Here is a 16205-nt window from a genome sequence, read left to right on the forward strand (position 1 = left end):
CCTTTTGTCCTAGCCAAGAGACTGGACTTTGCGCGGGCAGTTGGGTTGAAGTCTGCGAAAGGTTTGGAGGACGGGTATGGTTCGCGATATTGCGCAACTGGGTGACGGGATCTTGAACGGAGAGCGGCGCGCGCTGGCGCGGGCCATTACCTTGATCGAAAGCGGTCGCGCCGATCATCGCAGCGACGCCGAAGCCCTGTTGCAGCATGTGCAATCGGCAAACCGACAAGCCCTGCGCATCGGGCTGTCCGGAACGCCCGGCGTGGGCAAGTCCACCTTTATTGAGACCTTTGGCATGATGCTGATCGGGCTTGGCCTGCGTGTGGCGGTGCTGGCGGTTGATCCCAGTTCCACACGGTCGGGCGGCTCGATTTTGGGCGACAAGACCCGGATGGAACACCTAAGTCGCGAGCGAAATGCTTTTATCCGCCCATCGCCCAGCCAGAACCATCTGGGCGGGGTGGCGCGGCGCACGCGGGAAGCGGTCGCCCTGTGCGAGGCGGCCTCCTTTGACGTGGTGCTGATCGAAACGGTGGGCGTGGGCCAGTCCGAAACCGTGGTGTCCGAACTGTGTGATTTGTTCCTGCTGCTTTTGGCCCCTGCGGGCGGGGATGAGCTGCAGGGCGTCAAACGCGGCATTATGGAAATGGCCGACATGATCCTGGTCAACAAGGCCGACGGTGATCTGAAATCCGCCGCCACCCGCACCTGCGCGGATTATGCCGGTGCTCTGCGGTTGCTGCGCAAACGCTCGCAAGACCCCGATGGCTACCCCTGTGCCAAATTGGTCTCGGCGATCGAGCAAAATGGCCTGCAGGAGGCCTGGCAGGCGATTCAGACCCTCATCACCTGGCGCCGGGACAATAGCCATTGGGAGGCGCGTCGGGCAGGGCAGGCCGCCTATTGGTTTGACCAGGAGGTGCGCAGCGCGCTTTTGGCGCAATTGAACACAAGCGATGTGAAGCAGCAAATGGCCGATCTTGCAGCGCAGGTCTCCGCGGGTGAAGTGTCCCCAACAGCCGCCGCCGCGCGGCTCCTTGACGGGTTAAAAGCCCGCTAAACGCAATCGCGCCTGCGCGTTGGCATTTGAGGGCGAAAAAGAGGGCGATTTCAGACGCAAACCCCTCTTGTCCTGCGACAACAGTCTGGGTAGGAAAGCCGCGAAAACGATGCTTTTCGAGAATCTGCCCGGACGCGCCATAAAAGCTTTGCATATGGCTTGACCCGGACACCGATTCCTCCTAAACGCATCCAACCAGTTTTCGGGCGCAGCCAATGGCCGCGCCCTTGTGATTTGGCACTTGATTCGGCGCATTGGCGATTTGGCCAGCCTCGGTTTTGGTGCCCCAGAAACGAAGGATGAAACCATGTCGCGTCGTTGCGAACTGACCGGAAAAGGCCCGATGACTGGCAACAATGTCAGCCATGCTAAAAACAGAACTCGTCGTCGGTTTTTGCCGAACCTAAACGATGTGACCCTGCAGTCTGAGACTCTGGGCCGTGGCGTAAAGTTCCGCATTTCGGCGGCAGCTCTGCGCTCTGTTGATCACCGTGGTGGTCTGGACGCGTTCCTGGCAAAAGCCAAAGATGAAGAGCTGTCCTCAAACGCTCTGAAACTCAAGAAAGAAATCGCCAAGGCACAGGCTGTAGAAGCTTAATTCGCTGCCTGAGATTTGATGAATTTGAAACGCCGCATGGGACCTTCCCGCGCGGCGTTTTTGCTTGTCGTTTTGTCGCCTTGTATTGCCTGCGCACAACCGGCATAGATTGCGCATGACACGTGTGTGGCAGATAGGTTTGGTCTGTGTTCTGGCCTGTACGCTGATCCTTCAGGGGCAAAGCGCGGCCGCGCGTGTCACGATGACCGATGCAGCGGGTCAGATCGTGATCTGCACCGGCACTGGCCCCATGACCGTTTATGTGGACGCGGATGGCCAACCTGTGGACGCGCCGGTGCCGTGTCCGGACTGCCTGATTCTCTCAGTTGTGGCGCTGCTCACATCCGCGCAAGTGGTTTCACCGCCAAGCGCGCTGTCATCAGGCACCACTTTGCCTGACCAAGACCTGCGCGTCGCAGGGACACAGATTTCCCCCAGCGCCCGCGCACCGCCGAAACTCGTTTAGATCCTGATTCCCCAATTCCAATACCCTGATCTAAAGAAAGCGGAGACTGTTATGTCCCTTAAATCCTATGTGCTGGCCGCTGGCCTGATGGCTGCAGCTGTTGCCGGTTGGGCTGAGAGCCACACACCTATTATGGTCGAGGGCGCCTATGCTCGCGTCTCCTCGCCCACTGCCAAGACCGGTGCAATCTTCCTTGAAATCGAAAACCGCGCCGACGTTGCGGATCGGTTGATTGATGTGAAATCGGATGTCGCGACCCGAGTCGAACTGCACACCCACAAGGAAGGCGAAAACGGTATCATGCAGATGCTGCATGTCTCCGAAGGGATTGTCATTCCGGCAGATGGTCATCATGAACTGAAACGTGGCGGTGATCACGTCATGCTGATGGGGCTGCATCACGGGCTGCGGGACGGCGACACCGTGCCGCTGACTTTGGTTTTTGAACAGGCGGGCGAAGTAAAGATCAAGGTCTCTGTCGACCTTGATCGTAAACCGGGTGCCGATGCGCATGGTGGTCACGATGACCACGACCATTCGGGCCACGACCACGGCAATTGATCTCTCCAACAAGGGATGCGGTGCGACCTATATATCGCATCCCTTCGTTTCATGCTCCCGAAAGCATGGTCCGTTAGGCGGGTTTCACCTCTCGCAACAGCGCATCCACCCAAGTCGACACAGTCTTACTTGCAGGGCCAAAATACGTCTCTTCAAGCCGGCTGACCACGGCCGATGGCTCCAGGTTCAACTCAACCGTCAAAGCACCTGCCACCTGCGCCTCATCGACAAAACCGGCGGCCGGATAGATCTGGCCCGAGGTTCCAATGGCGGTAAATACATCCGCCTGGGCCAGATGGCTGTAGATCTCTTCCATGTGGTAAGGCATCTCGCCAAACCAGACGATATCAGGCCGCGCTGTGGGGTGCGCGTACTGCGGGCAGGTCGCGCCCACCTGCATTTCCATCGGCGCCACCCAACGATGGCCGCAAGTGGCGCACAGCGCCTGATCCAGCTGCCCATGCATGTGAATGACATCCGTGCAGCCAGCGGCCTCGTGCAACCCGTCTACATTCTGGCTGACCAGGACCACCTCACCCGGCCAGTTTTCCGTCAGGCGTCGCAGTGCGTTATGCGCGGGATTGGGCTTGGCCTCCGCCGCCTGGATGCGGCGCGCATTGTAGAACTGATGCACAAGGGCCGGGTTGCGTGCGAAACCTTCCGGGGTTGCCACATCTTCGATCCGATGCTGCGCCCAGAGCCCGCCCGCATCGCGAAACGTGCCAAGCCCGCTTTCAGCCGATATTCCCGCGCCGGTCAGAATGACGATCTTGTCTGCGGATTGCTCTGTCTGTGGCATCACTTTAGAACCTTGTCTCGAACCTTTGCGCGTGTTGCGCCATCACCAGGGAGTTGCCCTTCCATGCCCAAACGCGTCTTGTTTGTCTGTCTCGGAAACATATGCCGTTCACCCGCTGCAGAAGGTGTCTTTCGCAGCCTCTGTCCGCAGGTCAGCACCGACAGCGCCGGTACCTCCGGCTGGCATATTGGCGACGCGCCCTATGGGCCGATGCAAAACGTGGCCAAGACGCGCGGATATAGCCTGTCTGATCTACGCGCGCGGCAGTTTGCGGCGGCGGATTTTGACAGGTTTGACCTGATCATTGCGATGGATCAAAGCAACCTGGAAGACATCGAAGCCCTGCGCCCAACCGGGTCTGATACAGCGGTCCGCTTGTTCACAGACTACGCGCCGCACTCCGGAATGGACCACGTTCCAGACCCCTATTACACGCGGGACTTTGATGGCTGTCTAAATCTGATCGAGGTTGCCGCCGCCGGTCTAATGGCAGCGGTGGTAGAGAGTGACTAGCTGTCGATCGCGCGGAATTCACCGGTCAGCCATGGCAGGCGCTTCAATGCAGGGTCAATCATTTGGGTTTGAACCAGACGACGCACAGTTGTGGCCACATCGCGCGGCACCTGTTCCGCCCAATCCGAGGCGGCAAACAGGGAAATCGTCCGCTCCGCGCTGCCAAAAGGCAGGGGGAAAGCATCCAGCTGATCATGGAACCGTGTCGCACGCATATAGCCGAGCGGCGTAGTCACGGCCCACCCGATCCGACGTGCTACCATGGCCATCAGCGCGAGGTGAGAGCCGATTTCAAAGCGTTCTTCAAAGTCTAGCTTTTGGCTGAGCATATGCGCTTCGATCTGTTGCGAGATCAGCTGGTCGCGTGCGTAACGCAGGAAGGGCAGTTTCCCCAACCGGTCCAAATCGCTTTCGACGGTTTGCAAAAAACCACGCGGTGCTACGAGAATGAAAGGATCGCGCACCAGCGGGTATTCATCGATGCCGCTTTGCTCTTCGCCGGTGGAGGCACCAATGGCGATGTGCAACTCACGAGCTTCCATCGCCTTGATGATTTCCAAGCTAGACGCGGTTGTCATCTTGAACCGGCATTGCGTCATGCTGTCCGCAAGGATCGTGGCCAGGCGCGGCGTCAGATCATTGTCAAAATCATCGATTAAACCAATGGACAAAGTGCTGAGATGGGTCAGATCCATCACGGACATTTCGCTTTGGGCAAGACGCAGTTCGGCCAGAATCAATTCGGTCCGGCTCAGGAAATTCCGACCCGCGGCGGTCAAAACCATCGGGCGGCGGCCATGATCTACCAGATCGCCACCCAGCGCTTTTTCCAGATTGCGCAACTGTTGGCTAACGGCAGGCTGGCTCAACCCCGTCAATTCTGCGGTCTGTGCGACCGATCCTGTCTTTGCTAGGGCTTCAAAAACTTCCAGCCCCCGTAAAGTCACGCCTTTTAACAACATGCCCGCGCTCCAATTAAAATTGGTTTCTGATATTCTGAAAGCAATCTAGAGAAAAAGGTGCGCGTTGACTGTCTTTTCCCCATAAATTCTGGAACCTAAACGCAAAAAACAACGGGGTTATTTACAATACCCAACATTCGCGACTGCAGCGCGAGACCGCGGATTTGGGGCGAAGACCTCTGGAGTGGGGTGGTTAAGTCGTTGTTTTGGAAGTTAAAAGGTGTAATTCGTTCGTGTGGAAGTAGTTTTTGTGCGGGTTGTGAACACGCGTCCGCCCGAGCGCCTTTGGTCTTTCAGATATGAAAATAGACCTGTGTTTTTTCATGTATGGTGGTTGAAAAACCACCTAACATGCGCGGGGTGACAGGAAAATTAGCTGCAAACTTGTGCAGCGGTTTGTCCAAAGTCTTTGTATCGCTTCCACAGGCGGTTATCGCTAACGCTGCTGGATTGGCGGACTTCCTGGGCTTGGTCAGGATCGCTGAACCATTTGGCGACTTTGCGCTGCTCCGAACGGCTCAATTTCGCGTCGGCCACGCGGCCAATGCAGGTGCACAAAGATCGGCTGGAGCTGCGATCAGATTGTTTGCAGGCGCGTTCTATGTCTGCACTTGCGGGGCTCAGCGGGGCAAAAAGAGCCAATCCAATGGATAAGGCGCCGACGGCCAGCAAGATTCGAGTCATAGATGTTCCCTCTTTCCTATGCCCGGCCTTCGTTCATGAGGCCGGTGACGTGTCCCGGGGTTTTCCCCTTGTGCGGGTTATGTGCCACACGTTGCCCCACTATGTGTGGGCGGGTACGAGGGATCAATCAAATGATAGTAAAATATTTGTCTGTGCAATTTATCGCCGATCTGCAGCGAGGGTGGTGCAGATCGGCAGTTTTCTCAGACGTCATGCGGCTTTGCGCGCGCTTTGCCATTGACTTGTAAAGCCTTCGTAACGTTCAACCAATTTTCCATTTGGACCAGCCAGAATCAACAGGCCGCTCACCAGATTTCCCAGTACCACCGGATTCCCGAGCATCGGTGAGACCACAGCGCGATCGCCAGGCGCACATGTCTGTGCATTCAGCTTGCTCAAGGTGCTTTCGAGCACGTCAAACGCCATATTGAATTTGGCCACTTCTGATTTCAGCGCGGATATCGCCGGTTCAGCGACGGTGCCAACCGGCAGGCTGCGCAGTTGTGTGGCGATTTGGGTCAAGCTTTGCGGCATGTCCGACAGTGCAGCCTGAGCCCCGATTGCTGGGGTGTCTGCGGCGGGTTTTGGTGTGGTTGCGCGCAGCGCGGCGGCGGCTCCGTCCAAAACCGCGGTGGCCAGGATGCGGTTGTCCAACAGGTGGTCAACAGATGCAGGCATCGCGGCCTGGATACGCTCCTGTGCTGCGGCTTGGGCTGCTGCTGCGGCTGCGATCGCTTCCGCCTGTTCCGCTTCGGCTTTTGCGCGTGCGGCCGCGGCGGCGGCCATCACAGCACGCAGGCGCTCGATCTCTTCTGCGACCGCTTGCGCACCCTTGCGCCAGATCGCATCGTCAATTTGCGCGACCGCAAACTGGAATTCCCAATCAATCGGGCGCCCGCCCATAAGCCCTTGATACCATTCAACCCAATAATGCCAAACCGGATCGTCCTTGGTGGCTTTGACAAAGCCTTCCCAGAACTCAATGACCGGCATCGGGGCTTTGCCGGTGGACCAGAGGCGGGTGATCAAAAGCTCTGCACCAGTGCCAACGGCTGCGTCTTTTAACACGGTATCTTCGGAGTCAAACGGGTTCAAACCCGCCGTCAAAGTCGCTGACCGGGCCGTGTCTGCCGCCAGCTGCATCGCTTGCGATGCGGCATCTGCGACCGACGCGCGCGAGCTGCTGATGACCGTCTCCGCCGCGGACATGCCCGCCAGCGTTGCGGTGCGGTCGGTGACCGATGGGTACATCCGGGGGGCGGCACTGATTGCGGCATGCGCCGCTTCCTTCAGCTCGGCTGCCGGCGTATCGTCACCATTGGCAGCCACACAGGAAATCAATGTCGCCCGAAGGCACGCAACCAACGACGCGCCGGCATTGACGTTGTTGCCAGAGGTCCGCTCGACCTGGTTCATCACCGCCGGCAGGCTGCGCAATGCTGCTCGCGCAGCGATTGCCCGGCTCAGCCCGGCAGGCTGCGAAGAGAGCCATGCATAAAGCTCCCGCTCGTTGGTGACCTCGTCCATATTCACCTGCATCGCCGCCTCTGCTGCCATGGCTACCATTACTCCTGCGTCTTCCGCTTCAATTTTCCTGTCACTTGGTCACACAGATGCTTGACCAATTCGTAAATCCCAACCATATCCCCAAGCCATGACAGAGCTCTCGAAAATCCGAAACTTCTCCATCGTCGCCCATATTGACCATGGCAAATCCACCCTCGCCGACCGTCTGATCCAAGAGACGGGCACGGTGGAGGAACGTGATATGAAGGAACAACTGCTCGACAGTATGGACATCGAGCGTGAACGTGGGATTACCATCAAGGCAAATACAGTTAGAATTGACTATAAAGCCGACGATGGTGAGGACTATGTCCTGAACCTGATCGACACCCCCGGCCACGTCGATTTCGCCTATGAGGTCTCCCGCTCCATGCGTGCGGTTGAAGGCTCGCTTCTGGTGGTTGATTCCACCCAAGGGGTCGAGGCGCAGACATTGGCCAACGTCTATCAGGCGATTGAGGCCGATCATGAAGTCGTGCCGGTTCTGAACAAGATCGACTTGCCCGCCTCCGATTGTGACCGTGTGGCGGAGCAGATCGAAGATGTGATTGGCATCGATGCGACCGATGCGATCCAGGTCTCTGCCAAAACCGGGCAGGGGATCCGTGAGACGCTCGAAGCCGTAGTAAATAAACTGCCCGCGCCCCAAGGCACGCTGGACGCGCCGCTCAAAGCGATGCTGGTCGACAGCTGGTATGACGCCTATCTGGGTGTGATCGTTCTGGTGCGGATCATGGATGGTACCCTGAAAAAGGGCATGCGCGTCAAATTCATGTCCAACGACACGCTACACCATGTGGACCGCGTAGGCGTATTCCGCCCCGAAATGCAGATGGTTGACGCGCTCGGGCCCGGCGAAATCGGCTTTCTGACCGCCTCGATCAAACAGGTGCGTGATACCCGAGTGGGCGACACCATCACCAATGACCGCAATGGCACGACCGAGGCACTGGACGGCTTTAAACCCGCACAGCCCGTGGTGTTCTGTGGCCTGTTCCCGGTCGACAGCTCCGAATTCGAAGACCTGCGCGACGCTATCGACAAACTGGCGCTGAACGACGCGTCATTTTCGTTTGAGATGGAAACCTCTGCCGCGCTTGGCTTTGGCTTCCGCTGTGGTTTCCTGGGACTGTTGCACCTCGAAGTGATCCGCGACCGGATTGAGCGTGAGTATAACATCGAGCTGATCACCACCGCTCCATCGGTAATTTACCACATCTATATGAAGGGCAAGGAAAACCAGCCCGGCGAGATGATCGAGCTGCACAACCCCGCTGACATGCCCGACATGTCCAAGGTCGACCACCTCCAAGAACCCCGGATCAAGGCCACCATCATGGTGCCCGACGAATATCTCGGCGATGTGCTCAAGCTCTGCCAAGACCGTCGCGGCATTCAGGAAGACCTGACCTATGCCGGCACCCGCGCCATGGCGGTCTATGATCTGCCCCTGAACGAGGTGGTGTTTGACTTCTACGACCGTCTGAAATCTGTGACCAAGGGCTATGCCTCCTTTGACTACCAGATGATCGGCTACCGCGAAGACAATCTGGTCAAGATGTCGGTGCTGGTGAACGACGAACCCGTCGATGCGCTCTCTACCATGGTCCACCGCGACCGCGCCGATATGCGGGGCCGCGCCATGTGTGAAAAGCTCAAGGATCTGATCCCGCGCCACATGTTCAAAATCCCGATCCAAGCGGCCATCGGCGGCAAGGTCATCGCGCGTGAGACACTTTCGGCCATGCGCAAAGACGTGACCGCCAAATGCTACGGCGGCGACGCCACCCGGAAACGGAAGCTGCTGGACAAGCAGAAGGCGGGTAAGAAGAAGATGCGCCAGTTCGGCCGGGTTGATATCCCGCAGGAGGCGTTCATCTCTGCGTTGAAAATGGACGATTGATTAACCGAAGAGATCCAACTGTTTGGTTTCTTCAACCGGAAATATTCCGAGAAGTTGCCAAGTCTGGGGTCTCTTTTTTATGTTGCCCAGTGCAAGCACTAGACCCTTTTTGACGTAGTCGTCGCAGTACGTTTTTTCGAGATGTCTGAGCACGTCCTTCTCAGGCATACTTTGACGCAAGTTGAAGAAGGTTGCTGTAGTCTCCCAGTCCGCACATGTCTTATTATGTGGGCCATGCTCGTCATCGTAATGCAGCTTAAATTTGTAGGGACATGGTTCATAGGCTGCAAGCTCCTCCTCGAGTAAAGAAAGTTGCATTGCTTGCTGGGCGAATTTTTCGCGGTTTGCTTCAATTTCAATTTTTGATAGCGCCTCCCACGAAAAGGAAACGTTTTGTGGTCGTATCAATGCAAGGGATTGCCCCTTTCTAACTGCCTCATTTTCCGAAGTGACAACGGCTCTTTGAATTAAACTTGATTTCTCAAGAGGTTTTCTGACATTGCCTTGAATTTGGATGCTGTCCTCGTGAACGCGACAGCTTTCAGCCCTGCTATCGTCCCGGGGCTTGCTGTATTTGAATTGAACAATGTCCCACCTTTTAAAGGCCTTTTCTCCAGATAGGCGCCGAAAGCGAATCGGGAATAACCTTTTCCAGCTACCATCCTCTTGTAGGCCAGCGCAGCATACAGTTTCTGAGTGCTTCTTACTTGGCTGTGGAGATGCTTTTACGAGGATTGTAACGCGGGATGGTGTTGCCATTCTGTAGGTATTGCTCGGCTCTGTCAGCCACGAGATTATATACTTCGAAGCCATTTCGGGAGGCTTCATCCGCGATATAAGACCTATGGCAATGGGTTGCGCTTCGTTCAAAACACATCATGCAAGTTTTACGTGCATTTGCAACCTTTAGGAGTTTTTTCAGTTCCTCTTGCGCCTCTTGCGTACCGAGATGGTTCAAATAGATTTTTTCAAACTGTTGAAAATCGCCCTTTTTCGCGGCTTCTCGGCCCGGCTTCGGGTCTCCCAGTGCCTTGTAGTGGCGATATTCTATCCCAACTTCGGCCAATCTTTCAGCAAGTTTGTTCTTCGAAAGCCCTTTTTTTCTCGACAAAGGCAGCTCTCGAACATCAGCAAGCACCTCAACGTTCAAAGCAATAAGTGTGGAAACTAAGTCTTCGACTGTAGAACCTTCATACCCAATGGTGAAAAGTTCGGTGCTCATCCAAAGATACTCCCACGTCCAAATGATACATTTTTGCTTAGTGTATGCCTGAGTAGTTCGGGTACACCTAAAAATATCTGTTTGAAAGGCCCGTCTCTAGACAGTATTGCCCCGTCCGCCTCCACGCGGGGTCTGTTTCGCCTCTCAGGCTTGGGCGCTGCACTTGGCGTTTGGGGGTGCAGGTTTTTCAAAAAAGGTCTAAGTTGTCGGAGTTAAAAAGCGGAGCTTATTGCCCCACTTTTTCTTCTTTCTTCTCCTTGTCCTGATCATGGTGCCATTTGATGGCGAAATACATGCCGACGCCCAGCACGATCAGCTTGAACGGCAGGAAGACAATCGGGAAAAACTCCATCCAGCTTAAGCCCATTGCAGATCTCCACTTTATGACAACAGTGTCTTTTCAGTCAGGAGCGCTACGCCAATGCGGGCAGGGGCTGAATTCGCCAGATTGACGCAGGCCGAAGCCGCTACAGCGCCTGCTGCACGTCCTGTGCGGCTTTGCCGATGGCCTGACCAGCTTTTTCAATGTCGCGCCCCGCGCCTTTGGCGGTCTCGCAAGCAGCGAGAGAAAAGAGGGCGAGGGTAATCAGGGCTGCTCGGACCATGTGCGGCTGTCTCCGGTGTGTCATACATCATCTGGTGCCACTGTTGCACAGCCACAGGTTTTGGCAAGGTGTCGCCCTCCGGTTTCGTGCTGTGAAAATGTCGCACGGATCCTGCGCATGACAGGCGCTCGCGCCCAGTCACATTCGCGTGCAAAATGTAGAATATAGGGAATTTATCCCGAATAAACAGCTGGTTGAATTTTGGTGATTCACATGACTAGGAGTTTAAAGTGAAGAATTTACTGCTCGCCGCTGGATTGGCTCTTGCCTCTGCTTCCGCCGCGTCCGCTGCCAATTTTGTTGCAACCTTTGACAACCTCGGCTTTGATATTTTCGAAGGTCCAGATGCCTCCCTTGGAACCACGAATTTCCTGAACGGAACCCTGTCTTTCAATTCCAGTTCCAACCTGTTTTTGACCAAATCATCGAAGCAGACGTTTCCGGCGTTGTGACCGAAAATTTCGAACTGTCGGGCTTTGGCTTTGGCGGCGATGAGGGCGGCGACTTTGACTTTATCACCGGATTTACCCTGTCCGGGTTCGGCCCAAACGGCTCGGGCGGCGATCTGCAGCTTGATTTCGTGAGCTCCGATGTGAACCCATTTGCCAATGCCTCTGTCGGTTTCTCGTTTGCCGTGACTCCTGAAACAGGCATCGAATTCGCCCAAGACCTGGACGGAGATATCTTTGTCTCGCGCTTCAACGGTTCGGGTTCTGTCAGCTTCCAAGTTGTCGAAAGCTTTGATGAGCCAGCGCCAGTGCCGTTGCCAGCCAGTGGCCTGCTGCTGATTGGTGCTCTGGGTGCCGCGGGGGCTCTGCGCAAGCGCAAGTCCTGATCTTCAGAGGCTTTTCAAGATGAAGCGCGTTGCCTGCAAAGGGCGGCGTGCTTTTTCTTTGGGGGCGACCTATTGTACGGCGCGTGATTTGGCGCGCAGGCCATATGCCCGCCGCACCAAAGGGGATCGCGCTTTTCATACCTGCCGCACTGCTCTAAAGGGCGAAGGGACCAATTGCCCCAAGGAGTGCACGCCGCCCATGACCTGTGACCTCTGCGCCAGTGATGCGCCACTTGCCCCGTTTGCCGTAACCGGCGGTCCCGATGGGGCTGTGACGCAAATTTGTGCCACTTGCAGCGACCAGATCGCGAAGGAATTAGACCCCAACCACTGGCGCTGCCTTGCAACCGCGATGTGGAGCGAGACCCCAGCCGCGCAGGTTCTGTCAGCGCGGTTGCTGAAACGCCTCGGCGATCAGGACTGGGCGCGCGATCTGTCCGACCAGCTGTGGCTGGATGAAGAGACCCAGGCCTGGGTCGATGCGGTGCCCGCCGAGACGGCGCATAAAGACAGCAACGGCGCGCCGTTGCACGCAGGGGATACGGTGGTTCTTGTCAAGGATCTGCCAGTCAAAGGCGCAGGCTTTACCGCCAAACGGGGGACGGCCGTGCGCAATATCTCTCTGGTTATGGACAACGCCGAACACATCGAAGGCCGCGTCGAAGGCCAGCGCATTGTAATATTAACCAAATATGTGAAACGAAAATGAGTTGCCCATGCCACAATCACAAGGCAAAAGGGTGCTGAATTGTTGCCCAAGCGCCTTTGCTGTGGCACAAAGAAGAAACTGTCTAGGATAAACGAGCTGTGCCCATGACTGATTTTGCTGAACGTCGCCGCATGATGGTTGATACACAGGTCCGTCCATCGGATGTGACCAAATATCCAATCATCGAAGCGATGCTGGCCGTGCCGCGGGAGCAATTCGTACCCAATGCGCAGGCCGAGGGTGCCTATGCTGACCAAAACGTGCCGTTGGGGAACGGTCGGGTGATGGTCGAAGCGCGCACTTTGGCCAAAACGCTGGACGCGTTGGACATCAACAATGACGAGATGGTGCTCGATCTGGCCTGTGGGCTTGGGTATTCAACTGCAGTGGTTGCACGTATGGCTCAAATGGTGATCGGCGTCGAAGAAGACACATCCATGGCAAGCGAAGCTGCGTCGCTGCTGTCTGATGTTGGGGCTGACAATGCGATCGTGCACGAGGGGCCTTTGGCCGACGGCGCGGCAGAGCATGGCCCGTATGATGTTATTTTGGTACAAGAAGCAGTGGAAACACTGCCTGACGATCTTCTGGCTCAGCTCAAAGACGGCGGTCGCATTGCGGCGCTGATCATGACCGGGGCCTTGGGGGAAGTGAAAATCGGCTACAAAGCAAACGGCGCAATCTCCTGGCGCTTTGCTTTCAATGCAACCGCACCGGTTCTGCCCGGTTTCGAAGCTGCCAAAGAATTCGCTCTGTGATCCTGTAACGGGTCAGGGGCGGTCGACCAGGGCTTGGGGTCTTGGGCGAAGTGATGTGAATGGAGACGCGACGTGGTCAGAATGGGTGCGTCGTAGAACCATGTTGGAATTCACGCCACGATGCTTCCGAAACGGGGGCGGGGCGGCGGCAGATAGGTGAAAAGAATGCTGAAGACCATTTTCGCAAAACGATCCCCGAACGGTGGCTCCAGACGCGCTGTGCGCGCTTTGGCGATGGCAGGCACAATGCTGGCCGTCCTTGGCGCCCCCGCGCAGCTCAAAGCCGACAACCTGTCGGATGCGCTGATCGGAGCGTATAAATCCAGCGGACTTCTCGAACAAAACCGCGCCCTGCTGCGGGTCGCAGACGAAGATGTGGCCGCCGCCGTGGCCTCCCTTCGCCCGATTGTCAGCTGGGCGTTGACCGCAACCCACCAATACACGCGCGCCCCCGGCACATTCACGCTGCAGGACGGCGACACCAACGCTTTTGATGCCAGCATCAACCTGACTTGGGTTCTGTGGGATGGCGGTCAACGCCAATTCACCCGCCGCGCCGCGCAAGAAGCCGTGTTGGCGACCCGCCACACACTGCTGGATGTTGAACAGCAGGTTCTGTTCAGCGCTGTGACCGCCTATGTCAGCGTATTGTTCCAAGAAGAGAACGTGCGCCTGCGCAGCAACAACCTGCGTCTTTTGCGCGAAGAACTGCGTGCCGCGCAGGATCGTTTCGAAGTGGGCGAAGTCACACGGACCGATGTGGCCTTGGCCGAAAGCAGTGTTGCAGGGGCCCAGGCCGACCTGATCCAGGCACGCGGCGATCTGGCGTCTGCCCGCGCGACTTATAAGCAAGTGGTCGGACGTGAGCCGGGTGCAACCCAGGGCCAGCCGCCATTGCCATCCGGTGCCCGGTCCGAGCGGGACTCGCAATATCTGGCGCGCCGCAACCACCCGTCGCTCCTGTCACAGCAACATGCGGTGAAATCGGCGGAGCTGCGGGTCGAAAGCACCCGCGCCGCTTTGGGACCATCGTTCACATTGCGCGGTGGCATTGGCCACAACCAAGTGTTTGATCAGCGCACCGACACGGATACGCGCAACCTGTCGCTTGAACTGGGCCAGACCATCTATGCCGGTGGCGCGCGCCAATCAGCCTTGCGCGCAGACCGTGCGCGTCTGGATGCCGAAAAAGGTGTCCTGCTGACGGTTCAACGCCAGATCGAACAAGGTGTTTCGGCAGCTTTCGCAACCCTTGCAGCCAACCGCGCCAGCTTGACCTCATCTGAGCAGCAGGTACGCTCCGCACGCGTCGCCTTTGACGGTGTGCGTGAGGAAGCCACATTGGGTGCCCGCACCACGCTGGATGTGTTGGAAGCCGAACAGGAGCTGCTGGACGCACAGGTTGAACGCGTACAAGCCCGCGCAAACCTGTCGCTGGCCGCTTATGAATTGTTGCAGTCTCAAGGTCTGTTGACAGCCGAGCACCTCAACCTTGCGGTCGAAGTGTATGACCCGACGCTCTATTACAACCTGGTCAAAGACGCGCCGGGCAAAGGCAGTAAACGTGGCAAAGATCTGGACCGCGTGCTCAAGGCGCTCGGCAAGCAATAACGTATAAAACGAACCGGGGCACAGGACAGTTGCCGGATGCCTCAGTGCAGGCTACAGTCCCGTAAAGAGGCCAGAAGCAGTAAGGTTATCATGTCAGGTCCACTCGAGCAGGCAGGTGTCGAAGACGTCCTTTCCTCCATTCGCCGACTGGTGAGCGAGGACAATCGAAAGACACGCCCATCCGGCGGCGCACGTCGCCCCGAAGGCTTGCGCCCGCGTTTGGTCCTGACCCCGGCACTGCGCGTTCCACCCACCACTGATCTGGAGCCTGCTGCGGCAGAGGACGACGATCTGCATCTCGAGGATGCGGATTCGGATGACCTTGACACGGTTGAGGCTGCGCAGGGTGGGGCGGACGCGGATCTCGGCCAAGAGGGCGCCTCAGATGCGGCAGTTGCTCCCCAAGATCCGAAACCCACATTCCTAGGCGGTGCGGACACGGTCGAACACGCGGCGTCCCTCGATATGTTTCGTCTGAACAAAACGGTTTCTGAGGACATTGAGTCCGCAGAAGAGACGTCAGAAGACGAAGTTCTGCCGTGGAAGGACCCGGAAGCCACATTGTACAGCGCTTCTGAAATTGTCACTGGCGATGAGACTGCTGACGATGAGGCGGTGGACACTGCCGACGACGACGCGGTGGACAAAAACGTGATGGTCGAGGCTGTGCACCAGGTTGAGCCTGAACCGATGCCTGACACAGCCGAAGTGACCCATCTTCACAATGCCTCTGCCCGCCAACGCGCCGCTGCGGTGGTGCGCAAGATTGCTGAGATGGAAGCGGCGACAGCTCAATCGGCAACGTCTTCTCCCCAGTGGGAGCCAGACGCCAGCCAAAACGGCCCCTTTGCGTCAGAGACGATGACATCAGCCTCAAACGATTGGGACGCGCCGGAACGAGTGGATTCGGCAGAGACTGTCGATCGACCCGCAGCGTCGCAGCAGGTGGACGCAGATGACATTGCCGCGCAATTGACTGCTGATGTGATTGACGCCACTGCCGAAGATGTAAGCGCCGATATCGCGGAGAATACGCTGGACGATTTGGATGACGCCACGCTTATCGACGAAGACATGTTGCGCGATTTGGTGGTGGAAATCGTACGCAAAGAGCTGCAAGGCTCACTGGGCGAAAAGATCACCCGCAATGTGCGCAAATTGGTCCGCCGCGAAATCCAACGCGCGCTCGCCGCGCATGATATTCTCTGAACAACCGTATCCAGTGGTCGGCGCGTATCAAGGCTATTGAGCGCTGATGACGTTCCGTCGCCAATGTCTTCTACCTTCTGTCATTCACCGGGATACTCCCGCCCAGCTTCGGCTTCCTGATAGGAAGCGCGCGCCAGTTGGGCG

20 protein-coding genes are annotated in these 16205 nt (G+C 57.1%); 12 read left to right on the forward strand and 8 right to left on the reverse strand.

The window, feature by feature from the left end; genetic code table 11:
- Window positions 1-76: 76 nt before the first annotated feature.
- The 4 genes from meaB (at window position 77) to KMP13_RS01640 (ending at window position 2685) form a co-directional block, all read left to right on the forward strand.
- Window positions 77-1060, forward strand: coding sequence for a methylmalonyl Co-A mutase-associated GTPase MeaB (meaB, locus tag KMP13_RS01625; protein ID WP_215263725.1), 984 nt, complete (start codon window positions 77-79; stop codon window positions 1058-1060).
- 307 nt (window positions 1061-1367) lie between these two features.
- Window positions 1368-1658: a 50S ribosomal protein L28 gene (gene rpmB, locus KMP13_RS01630; protein ID WP_215263727.1), complete on the forward strand. Its 291-nt coding sequence runs from the start codon at window positions 1368-1370 to the stop codon at window positions 1656-1658.
- A 115-nt stretch (window positions 1659-1773) separates the two neighbouring features.
- Window positions 1774-2124: a hypothetical protein gene (locus tag KMP13_RS01635; RefSeq protein ID WP_215263728.1), complete on the forward strand. Its 351-nt coding sequence runs from the start codon at window positions 1774-1776 to the stop codon at window positions 2122-2124.
- A 51-nt stretch (window positions 2125-2175) separates the two neighbouring features.
- On the forward strand, window positions 2176-2685 hold the full coding sequence (locus KMP13_RS01640) for a copper chaperone PCu(A)C (RefSeq protein ID WP_215263730.1): 510 nt from the start codon (window positions 2176-2178) through the stop codon (window positions 2683-2685).
- Between the two features lie 73 nt (window positions 2686-2758).
- Here the strand turns inward: KMP13_RS01640 and KMP13_RS01645 are convergent, their stop codons facing one another.
- Window positions 2759-3484: an NAD-dependent deacylase gene (locus KMP13_RS01645; RefSeq protein ID WP_215263731.1), complete on the reverse strand. Its 726-nt coding sequence runs from the start codon at window positions 3482-3484 to the stop codon at window positions 2759-2761.
- Between the two features lie 63 nt (window positions 3485-3547).
- Between KMP13_RS01645 and KMP13_RS01650 the strand changes: the two genes are divergently transcribed.
- Window positions 3548-3997, forward strand: a complete 450-nt coding sequence (locus KMP13_RS01650) for a low molecular weight protein-tyrosine-phosphatase (RefSeq protein WP_215263733.1) — start codon at window positions 3548-3550, stop codon at window positions 3995-3997.
- Here the strand turns inward: KMP13_RS01650 and KMP13_RS01655 are convergent.
- From KMP13_RS01655 to KMP13_RS01665, 3 genes are all read right to left on the reverse strand, one after another.
- The gene (locus KMP13_RS01655; RefSeq protein WP_215263734.1) at window positions 3994-4959 is read right to left on the reverse strand and encodes a LysR family transcriptional regulator; all 966 of its coding nucleotides are present in this window, start codon (window positions 4957-4959) and stop codon (window positions 3994-3996) included. The genes KMP13_RS01650 and KMP13_RS01655 overlap by 4 nt on opposite strands.
- 372 nt (window positions 4960-5331) lie before the next feature.
- Window positions 5332-5643: a hypothetical protein gene (locus tag KMP13_RS01660; protein ID WP_215263735.1), complete on the reverse strand. Its 312-nt coding sequence runs from the start codon at window positions 5641-5643 to the stop codon at window positions 5332-5334.
- A gap of 210 nt (window positions 5644-5853) precedes the next feature.
- A complete protein-coding gene (locus tag KMP13_RS01665; RefSeq protein ID WP_215263736.1) occupies window positions 5854-7200 on the reverse strand; it encodes a hypothetical protein in 1347 nt (448 codons plus the stop codon).
- 97 nt (window positions 7201-7297) lie between these two features.
- Here KMP13_RS01665 and lepA point away from each other — a divergent pair, with 97 nt between their 5' ends.
- A complete protein-coding gene (gene lepA / locus KMP13_RS01670; protein ID WP_215263738.1) occupies window positions 7298-9112 on the forward strand; it encodes a translation elongation factor 4 in 1815 nt (604 codons plus the stop codon).
- Here the strand turns inward: lepA and KMP13_RS01675 are convergent, their stop codons facing one another.
- The 4 genes from KMP13_RS01675 to KMP13_RS01690 all read right to left on the reverse strand — a co-directional run bounded on the left by KMP13_RS01675 (window position 9113) and on the right by KMP13_RS01690 (window position 10939).
- Window positions 9113-9871, reverse strand: coding sequence for a hypothetical protein (locus KMP13_RS01675; RefSeq protein WP_215263739.1), 759 nt, complete (start codon window positions 9869-9871; stop codon window positions 9113-9115). It lies immediately after the preceding gene.
- Window positions 9816-10334: a DUF488 domain-containing protein gene (locus KMP13_RS01680; protein ID WP_215263740.1), complete on the reverse strand. Its 519-nt coding sequence runs from the start codon at window positions 10332-10334 to the stop codon at window positions 9816-9818. Before KMP13_RS01680 ends, KMP13_RS01675 begins: the two co-directional genes overlap by 56 nt.
- A 226-nt stretch (window positions 10335-10560) precedes the next feature.
- Complete coding sequence (locus tag KMP13_RS01685; RefSeq protein ID WP_215263741.1) at window positions 10561-10701, reverse strand: hypothetical protein; 141 nt, start codon at window positions 10699-10701, stop codon at window positions 10561-10563.
- A 100-nt stretch (window positions 10702-10801) separates the two neighbouring features.
- Entirely contained in the window at window positions 10802-10939 is a 138-nt protein-coding gene (locus tag KMP13_RS01690; RefSeq protein ID WP_215263742.1) for an entericidin A/B family lipoprotein, read from the reverse strand.
- A 230-nt stretch (window positions 10940-11169) separates the two neighbouring features.
- Here KMP13_RS01690 and KMP13_RS01695 point away from each other — a divergent pair, with 230 nt between their 5' ends.
- The 6 genes from KMP13_RS01695 (at window position 11170) to KMP13_RS01720 (ending at window position 16061) form a co-directional block, all read left to right on the forward strand.
- Window positions 11170-11391 carry a hypothetical protein gene (locus KMP13_RS01695; protein WP_215263744.1) on the forward strand — a complete coding sequence of 74 codons (222 nt, stop codon included), beginning with the start codon at window positions 11170-11172 and terminating at the stop codon, window positions 11389-11391.
- Complete coding sequence (locus KMP13_RS20885; RefSeq protein ID WP_215263745.1) at window positions 11388-11774, forward strand: VPLPA-CTERM sorting domain-containing protein; 387 nt, start codon at window positions 11388-11390, stop codon at window positions 11772-11774. The genes KMP13_RS01695 and KMP13_RS20885 overlap by 4 nt, the downstream gene beginning before the upstream one ends.
- 199 nt (window positions 11775-11973) lie before the next feature.
- Window positions 11974-12483 (forward strand): PhnA domain-containing protein, encoded by a 510-nt coding sequence (locus KMP13_RS01705; RefSeq protein WP_215263746.1) that lies wholly within the window; start codon window positions 11974-11976, stop codon window positions 12481-12483.
- A gap of 104 nt (window positions 12484-12587) precedes the next feature.
- Window positions 12588-13241: a protein-L-isoaspartate O-methyltransferase family protein gene (locus tag KMP13_RS01710; RefSeq protein WP_215263747.1), complete on the forward strand. Its 654-nt coding sequence runs from the start codon at window positions 12588-12590 to the stop codon at window positions 13239-13241.
- 165 nt (window positions 13242-13406) lie between these two features.
- The gene (locus KMP13_RS01715; RefSeq protein ID WP_215263749.1) at window positions 13407-14852 is read left to right on the forward strand and encodes a TolC family outer membrane protein; all 1446 of its coding nucleotides are present in this window, start codon (window positions 13407-13409) and stop codon (window positions 14850-14852) included.
- 90 nt (window positions 14853-14942) lie between these two features.
- Window positions 14943-16061 (forward strand): hypothetical protein, encoded by a 1119-nt coding sequence (locus tag KMP13_RS01720; RefSeq protein ID WP_215263754.1) that lies wholly within the window; start codon window positions 14943-14945, stop codon window positions 16059-16061.
- Window positions 16062-16205 lie beyond the last annotated feature (144 nt).

The organism is Epibacterium ulvae, from assembly GCF_018678075.1.
GTDB classification, from domain to species: Bacteria; Pseudomonadota; Alphaproteobacteria; order Rhodobacterales; family Rhodobacteraceae; genus Epibacterium; species Epibacterium ulvae_A.

What these genes read in the sequence shown, in the direction of transcription:
- KMP13_RS01710 (WP_215263747.1), top strand. Translation starts at nt 12,588, where the DNA reads ATGACTGATTTTGCTGAACGTCGCCGCATGATGGTTGATACACAGGTC.
- KMP13_RS01650 (WP_215263733.1), top strand. Translation starts at nt 3,548, where the DNA reads ATGCCCAAACGCGTCTTGTTTGTCTGTCTCGGAAACATATGCCGTTCA.
- KMP13_RS01645 (WP_215263731.1), bottom strand. Translation starts at nt 3,484, where the DNA reads ATGCCACAGACAGAGCAATCCGCAGACAAGATCGTCATTCTGACCGGC.
- rpmB (WP_215263727.1), top strand. Translation starts at nt 1,368, where the DNA reads ATGTCGCGTCGTTGCGAACTGACCGGAAAAGGCCCGATGACTGGCAAC.
- KMP13_RS01685 (WP_215263741.1), bottom strand. Translation starts at nt 10,701, where the DNA reads ATGGGCTTAAGCTGGATGGAGTTTTTCCCGATTGTCTTCCTGCCGTTC.
- KMP13_RS01715 (WP_215263749.1), top strand. Translation starts at nt 13,407, where the DNA reads ATGCTGAAGACCATTTTCGCAAAACGATCCCCGAACGGTGGCTCCAGA.
- KMP13_RS01665 (WP_215263736.1), bottom strand. Translation starts at nt 7,200, where the DNA reads ATGGCAGCAGAGGCGGCGATGCAGGTGAATATGGACGAGGTCACCAAC.
- KMP13_RS01675 (WP_215263739.1), bottom strand. Translation starts at nt 9,871, where the DNA reads ATGGCAACACCATCCCGCGTTACAATCCTCGTAAAAGCATCTCCACAG.
- KMP13_RS01660 (WP_215263735.1), bottom strand. Translation starts at nt 5,643, where the DNA reads ATGACTCGAATCTTGCTGGCCGTCGGCGCCTTATCCATTGGATTGGCT.
- KMP13_RS01680 (WP_215263740.1), bottom strand. Translation starts at nt 10,334, where the DNA reads ATGAGCACCGAACTTTTCACCATTGGGTATGAAGGTTCTACAGTCGAA.
- KMP13_RS01720 (WP_215263754.1), top strand. Translation starts at nt 14,943, where the DNA reads ATGTCAGGTCCACTCGAGCAGGCAGGTGTCGAAGACGTCCTTTCCTCC.
- lepA (WP_215263738.1), top strand. Translation starts at nt 7,298, where the DNA reads ATGACAGAGCTCTCGAAAATCCGAAACTTCTCCATCGTCGCCCATATT.
- KMP13_RS01655 (WP_215263734.1), bottom strand. Translation starts at nt 4,959, where the DNA reads ATGTTGTTAAAAGGCGTGACTTTACGGGGGCTGGAAGTTTTTGAAGCC.
- KMP13_RS01705 (WP_215263746.1), top strand. Translation starts at nt 11,974, where the DNA reads ATGACCTGTGACCTCTGCGCCAGTGATGCGCCACTTGCCCCGTTTGCC.
- KMP13_RS01635 (WP_215263728.1), top strand. Translation starts at nt 1,774, where the DNA reads ATGACACGTGTGTGGCAGATAGGTTTGGTCTGTGTTCTGGCCTGTACG.
- KMP13_RS01690 (WP_215263742.1), bottom strand. Translation starts at nt 10,939, where the DNA reads ATGGTCCGAGCAGCCCTGATTACCCTCGCCCTCTTTTCTCTCGCTGCT.
- KMP13_RS01640 (WP_215263730.1), top strand. Translation starts at nt 2,176, where the DNA reads ATGTCCCTTAAATCCTATGTGCTGGCCGCTGGCCTGATGGCTGCAGCT.
- meaB (WP_215263725.1), top strand. Translation starts at nt 77, where the DNA reads ATGGTTCGCGATATTGCGCAACTGGGTGACGGGATCTTGAACGGAGAG.